The organism is Vibrio ordalii ATCC 33509 (assembly GCA_000257205.1).
Taxonomy (GTDB): Bacteria; Pseudomonadota; Gammaproteobacteria; order Enterobacterales; family Vibrionaceae; genus Vibrio; species Vibrio ordalii.
Genome location: AEZC01000226.1, coordinates 21660 through 27996, shown reverse-complemented (window position 1 = coordinate 27996; position 6337 = coordinate 21660). Strand labels below are relative to the sequence as shown.

Here is a 6337-nt window from a genome sequence, read left to right as displayed (position 1 = left end):
TGGCAGGGCTACCTGGATTCGAACCAGGGGATGGCGGCATCAAAAGCCGCTGCCTTACCGCTTGGCGATAGCCCTACAAGATGATTGCTCATCTAAATAATGGTGCGGAAGGAGAGACTTGAACTCTCACACCTTGCGGCGCCAGAACCTAAATCTGGTGCGTCTACCAATTTCGCCATTTCCGCAACTTTCCTAAATATTTTCATAAGAAAAACACTTAGGAAATGGTGGCTACGACGGGATTCGAACCTGTGACCCCATCATTATGAGTGATGTGCTCTAACCAACTGAGCTACGTAGCCATTTTTATTCTCTCTTTAAGTTTGCCTTAATGTCGAGAACGGAGCGCATTATGCGGATATGGCTCTAGAGCGTCAATAGTTTTTTTGAATAAATTCTTTGAAACCAACCGTTCGAACTTTTTTTGAACAAAGAGACGTGTTTGTGATCAAAAACGGTTAATAAATCATTAAGCTTATTGATTTTTCCTTGCTTGTCGCTAAGGTTGGTTTTGAGAAAAAAACAAAAAAGCCAACAGAATCTGTCGGCTTTAATGGTGTATTAATGGCTGATTAACGAGTTATTTACACGTTGAAGCGGAAGTGGATAACATCGCCATCTTTTACGATGTATTCTTTACCTTCCAAGCGCCATTTACCTGCTTCTTTTGCTCCATTTTCGCCACGATATTGAATGAAATCATCATAACCTACAACTTCAGCGCGAATGAAACCACGTTCAAAGTCGGTATGGATTTTACCCGCCGCTTGCGGAGCCGTCGCACCGACCGGAATCGTCCATGCACGCACTTCTTTTACGCCAGCGGTGAAGTAGGTTTGTAGCGTTAGCAGTTCGTAACCGGTACGAATCACGCGGTTTAGACCGGGTTCTTCAATGCCTAAATCGGCTAAAAACTCGGCGCGATCTTCCTCTTCAAGTTCAGATAGTTCAGCTTCAATGGCTGCGCAAACAGCAACCACAGAATTGTTCTCTTTTTCTGCAAACTCTCTGACAGCATCAAGGTACGGGTTATTTTCAAAGCCATCTTCGCTCACGTTGGCGATATACATGGTTGGTTTCAACGTTAAGAAGTTGAGATAATCTACGGCGGCTAGCTCTTCTTTTGAGAGTTCAACCGTGCGAGCCATACCACCTTCCGTTAATACAGGGAGTAGCTTCTCTAATACGGTGATTTCAAATTTAGCGTCTTTATCGCCACCTTTGGCACGTTTTGCTTGACGTTGAATGGCGCGTTCACAGCTATCAAGGTCGGCAAGGGCAAGCTCTAGATTGATTACTTCAATATCTTCAATTGGCGATACTTTGCCTGCTACGTGAACGATATTTTCGTTCTCGAAGCAGCGAACAACGTGACCAATTGCATCTGTTTCACGGATATTGGCAAGGAATTTGTTGCCTAAACCTTCACCTTTTGACGCGCCAGCCACTAGGCCTGCGATATCGACAAATTCCATTGTCGTCGGAAGGATACGTTGAGGGTTTACAATTTCTGCTAACGCATCGAGATGAAGGTCTGGAACAGGAACCACACCCGTGTTTGGTTCGATAGTGCAAAACGGGAAGTTTGCTGCTTCGATGCCCGCTTTAGTTAGCGCATTAAATAATGTTGATTTACCCACATTTGGTAAACCCACGATGCCACATTTAAAACCCATGACTGTAACCTTATTCAGCTTTGAACGTATGTAAGCGATTTTGTGCTTTAGTTAGACCATCTTTTAGTAAAATGTCGAAGCAACGAACCGATTCGTCAACTGCGGCATCTAAGCACTCTTGCTCTTTGGCGGGTGCTTTACCTAAAACATAGCCTGCTACTTTATCTTTGTGCCCCGGATGGCCGATACCAATCCGCAGGCGGTAGAATTCTTTGCTATTGCCGAGTTTGCTGATGGTGTCTTTAAGGCCATTATGCCCGCCATGACCCCCACCCATTTTGAACTTAGCTACCCCGGGAGGTAAGTCTAGTTCATCATGTGCCACCATGATCTCTTCTGGTTTTATCTGGTAAAATTTGGCGATGGCCGCCACGGCTTTACCGGATAAATTCATAAAAGTTGTTGGGATCAATAAACGCAGATCTTCACCATTAACCACGATACGTCCGGTGAAACCGAAGAATTTGGCTTCGTTTTTCAAGCTGACGTTATGAACTCGGGCTAATTCTTCTACTACCCAAGCGCCAGCATTGTGCCTCGTTTTGGCGTATTCATGGCCAGGATTCGCTAGCCCGACAAGAAGTTTGATTGGTTGGCTCAAGGTTAGGATCTCTTTGCAATATCAAAAGCGCGGTATGATAGCACACAAAAGGGAAAGGGTGCGAGGCGCTAAAATAACAAAGGAAAAAGCACCTCATTTTTCAATGAAGTGCTTTAAAAGCATTTAAAAATCAGTAAATAAACTGATTTTTAATTAAACATGGCAGAAATAGACTCTTCGTTGCTAATGCGACGAATCGCTTCAGCAAGCATGCTCGACAAGGTCAATTGCGTCACTTTGCCGGTTGCCGCCATCTCTTTAGATAGGGTAATCGAGTCTGTGACGATAACTTGGTCTAACACTGAGTTTTTGATATTTTTCGCTGCGTTACCTGAGAATACCGCGTGCGTTGCGTAAGCAAACACACGTTTTGCACCACGTTCTTTCAACGCTTCAGCGGCTTTACACAAAGTGCCGCCAGTGTCGATCATGTCATCCACGATCACACAATCGCGCCCATCAACATCGCCAATCAGGTTCATAACTTCAGACACGTTGGCGCGTGGACGACGTTTATCAACGATTGCGATGTCGATATCACCTAATGCTTTTGCAGTCGCACGAGCACGAACCACGCCACCAAGGTCAGGTGAAACCACAACAGGATCTTCTAACCCACGCGCTTTCATATCTTCAAGCAACACTGGCGTACCAAAGATGTTATCTACTGGGACGTCAAAGAAGCCTTGGATTTGTTCTGCGTGAAGGTCGATGGTCAAAACGCGGTCAACACCAACGTTTGAAAGGAAATCTGCAACAACTTTTGCAGTAATCGGTACACGAGCAGAGCGCACTCGGCGGTCTTGACGGGCATAACCAAAATATGGGATGACAGCAGTAATACGGCCTGCTGAAGCACGGCGCATTGCATCAATCATCACTACTAATTCCATTAAGTTGTCATTAGTAGGAGCACAAGTAGATTGAATAATAAATACATCGCTACCACGAACATTTTCGTTGATTTGCACTGCAACTTCACCGTCGGAGAAACGAGAAACAGTAGCATCACCAAGAGAGATGTATAGACGTTCAGCAATACGTTGGGCTAGTTCAGGTGTGGCGTTACCAGCAAATAGCTTCATATCAGGCACGGTGGAAACCTCAGGGTTGCGTCCAGTTTTTAAATAGGTCGGGTGTTGGCGAATTGGTATTCAGCCAGAGTCTTTTTCAGTGGCGAAATGTTACACCCTAAGGCGACAAACGCGAAGACTGTGTCAGGGAGCTTGGCAAGGACAGCTTCCGCTTCTACTTTGCTAGAAAATTCGGCAAAAACGCAAGATCCCGTCCCAGTCAATCTTGACGGCGCGTATTGTAGCAGCCATGAAAGTTGCTTATCAACCTCTGGGTACAGCATTCGGACAATTTTTTCGCAATCGTTTTCGTAAGGGTGTTCGAGAAGCGTTGCTAGCGCTCGTTTTGGCGTGTTCCTTATCAATTTGGGATGAGTGAAAATATCTTTCGTTGCAATGCTCACATTAGGCCGAACCACCAAATACCATTTTTGCTTTGGTTCGGTTTGGGTCAGTTTTTCACCTACGCCTTCAGCAAATGCGGCAAAGCCATGGACAAAAACGGGAACATCCGCCCCGAGTGTTAAACCGAGCGTAGCGAGTTCTTGCTGTGACAAATTGGTTTGCCATAAGTAGTTCAGTGCCACAAGCACGGTTGCAGCATTGGAAGAGCCGCCACCGATGCCACCGCCCATTGGCAAAACTTTATTTAATTCAATGCTCGCGCCATAGCGGCATCCACTTGCCTTTTGTAAGGCGATGGCCGCTTTCCAAATCAAGTTGTCTTGTAGCGCAACGCCAGCAATGGCTGGTGTGAGAGTTATTGCGCCAGACTGATTGGCAGTAATGGTTAACTCATCACCAAAATCGAGAAATTGAAACAGTGTCTGTAATTCATGATATCCGTCGGCTCTTTGCCCGGTGATGTACAGAAACAGGTTGAGCTTAGCGGGTGATGGCCAGTGTGTTGGGGTGTTAATCATGGCGTAAGAGTCCACTTTGAAATAACGAGATTTAATGAAACTTGATCTTGAGTCAGCTTTAGTTTGGCCGGAAGTGGCACTGAAGTGGAAGAAGCGGATGTTGAGACGAACGGATAATCTTGGTAGTTCAAATATTCCAAGTGCCAGCGGTTAAGTCCTAACTGCTTATCCAGTGATGCTAACAAATTATTTTGATTGAGTTGAAAGCCATCCGCTTCGGTTGGCAGCCCAAGCAGCCAATCTTGTAGCTGCTCAATGGGGATCGATAACCCAGTTAACTCGTAAACTAAAGCATCCGCATTCTGCGCATCGATAATTTGATCGTCATACGTTTTGACCTGGGCGCCCTGCGGCGAGATGGAGAGATTTAAAACCGTCTGCCCTAAAAATGTTGAGAGACGAAGCTGGCTATGGTCGGCGTTTTTTTGCCAATGAAAATTGAGAGATTGGCGCTGTTGTGGTGATATATAGCCGAGTTTGCCGCTGGCTTGGTAGTTGCGGATCGCTTGTAGATGCAGCTGATGTTGCTGCCAGCCGATGCTCTCGACCCTTGTTGGGGGTAAATTTGTACAACCAAAGAGTGTCAGCAGAGCGATGAGAGTTAAAATTAGTCTGTTTGCGCGTGTCATATCTGCCCATTATTTACACAGTGAAGGCCGTAAAAACGCCTCACTATATCATTGATATCACGAAGTCGGGAAAACAAATCCCTGTTGCCCTTTCATTAAAACAGGGCATCAAGTAAAATTCGGCTCCTATTTACATTTCCTGAACCGAGAAACCTCTATTAGATGTCCTTGCTTGCTATTGGAATAAATCACAATACAGCGTCGGTAGAACTGCGAGAGAAAGTGGCGTTTGGTCCTGATAAATTATCAGAAGCCTTGCGACAACTTGCGTCCAGTTCCAGCGTTCAAGGTAGCGTTATTGTCTCTACCTGTAATCGCACGGAAATTTATTGTGATGTAAAATCATCGAGCAAAAGTAAGTTAATCGATTGGTTGTCTCAGTTCCATCATGTGAATCCTGAAGATCTTAAACCGAGTTTGTATGTACACGAAGAACAAGCAGCGATTCGTCATTTGATGCGAGTAGCTTGTGGTCTGGATTCACTGGTATTGGGTGAGCCGCAGATTTTAGGGCAGGTGAAACAGGCCTATGCGGATGCTCGCGAGCATAACGCGGCTGATTCATCGATTGAAAAATTGTTTCAAAAAGCATTCTCGGTAGCTAAGCGTGTGCGCACCGAAACCGAAATAGGCGGCAGTGCAGTGTCGGTGGCTTATGCTGCTTGTACGTTAGCAAAGCAGATCTTTGAATCACTCTCTGATTCAACGGTAATGTTGGTTGGAGCGGGTGAAACCATCGAACTGGTTGCGAAGCATTTAGCTAGCCATCGATGTAAACGCATGATAGTTGCCAACCGAACCCGCGAGCGAGCGATGGGGCTTGCACAGCAGTTTGACGCCGAAGTGATTGCACTCAATGAGATACCTGACTATCTCGCCCACGCGGATATCGTCATCAGTTCCACCGCCAGCCCACTGCCGATTATTGGCAAAGGGATGGTAGAAAGTGCGATTAAAGTGCGCCGCCATCAACCCATGTTACTGATTGATATTGCCGTGCCTCGTGATATTGAATCGCAGGTCGGGGATTTAAACGATGCCTATCTGTATACGGTTGATGATCTTCAGTCGATTGTAGACAGCAATATGGAACAGCGTAAAGTTGAAGCCATTCAAGCTGAAGCGATTGTCAGCGAAGAGAGCGCAGCCTTTATGAGCTGGATGCGCTCCTTGCAAGCGGTAGACAGCATCCGAGAATACCGTCAATCGGCCAACGAAATTCGTCAAGAATTGCTTAGCAAAAGCTTGCAGGCACTGGCTGCAGGGGGCGATCCTGAAAAAGTGTTACTTGAGTTAAGTAACAAACTCACCAATCGATTGATCCACACACCAACCCGAGCATTGCAAAGTGCTGCAGAGTTAGGTGAACCGGCTAAATTGGCCGTGATTAGACAAAGTTTGGGTCTTGACGACCCTCGATAATATCCGTCACTCC

The 6337-nt window shown here is 45.9% G+C and carries 6 protein-coding genes and 3 tRNA genes; 1 reads left to right on the top strand and 8 read right to left on the bottom strand.

Annotation, left to right across the window (positions count from 1 at the left end; genetic code table 11):
- The 8 genes from VOR_RS0115005 to lolB form a co-directional block, all read right to left on the bottom strand.
- Nucleotides 1–75: transfer RNA gene (locus VOR_RS0115005), tRNA-Gln, on the bottom strand.
- 25 nt (nt 76–100) lie between these two features.
- Nucleotides 101–185: transfer RNA gene (locus VOR_RS0115000), tRNA-Leu, on the bottom strand.
- Nucleotides 186–225: 40 nt separating this feature from the next.
- Nucleotides 226–302 (bottom strand) — tRNA-Met (locus VOR_RS0114995).
- A gap of 282 nt (nt 303–584) precedes the next feature.
- Nucleotides 585–1676, bottom strand: a complete 1092-nt coding sequence (gene ychF / locus VOR_RS0114990; RefSeq protein ID WP_010320511.1) for a redox-regulated ATPase YchF — start codon at nt 1674–1676, stop codon at nt 585–587.
- Nucleotides 1677–1686: 10 nt separating this feature from the next.
- The gene (gene pth / locus VOR_RS0114985; protein WP_010320510.1) at nt 1687–2277 is read right to left on the bottom strand and encodes an aminoacyl-tRNA hydrolase; all 591 of its coding nucleotides are present in this window, start codon (nt 2275–2277) and stop codon (nt 1687–1689) included.
- A 149-nt stretch (nt 2278–2426) separates the two neighbouring features.
- Nucleotides 2427–3371 carry a ribose-phosphate pyrophosphokinase gene (locus VOR_RS0114980; RefSeq protein WP_010320509.1) on the bottom strand — a complete coding sequence of 315 codons (945 nt, stop codon included), beginning with the start codon at nt 3369–3371 and terminating at the stop codon, nt 2427–2429.
- Between the two features lie 29 nt (nt 3372–3400).
- Nucleotides 3401–4273 (bottom strand): 4-(cytidine 5'-diphospho)-2-C-methyl-D-erythritol kinase, encoded by an 873-nt coding sequence (ispE, locus tag VOR_RS0114975; protein ID WP_029627257.1) that lies wholly within the window; start codon nt 4271–4273, stop codon nt 3401–3403.
- Nucleotides 4270–4902 (bottom strand): lipoprotein insertase outer membrane protein LolB, encoded by a 633-nt coding sequence (gene lolB, locus VOR_RS0114970; RefSeq protein ID WP_010320507.1) that lies wholly within the window; start codon nt 4900–4902, stop codon nt 4270–4272. Before lolB ends, ispE begins: the two co-directional genes overlap by 4 nt.
- Before the next feature lie 162 nt (nt 4903–5064).
- Between lolB and hemA the strand changes: the two genes are divergently transcribed.
- Nucleotides 5065–6324 (top strand): glutamyl-tRNA reductase, encoded by a 1260-nt coding sequence (gene hemA, locus VOR_RS0114965; protein ID WP_010320506.1) that lies wholly within the window; start codon nt 5065–5067, stop codon nt 6322–6324.
- Nucleotides 6325–6337: the final 13 nt, after the last annotated feature.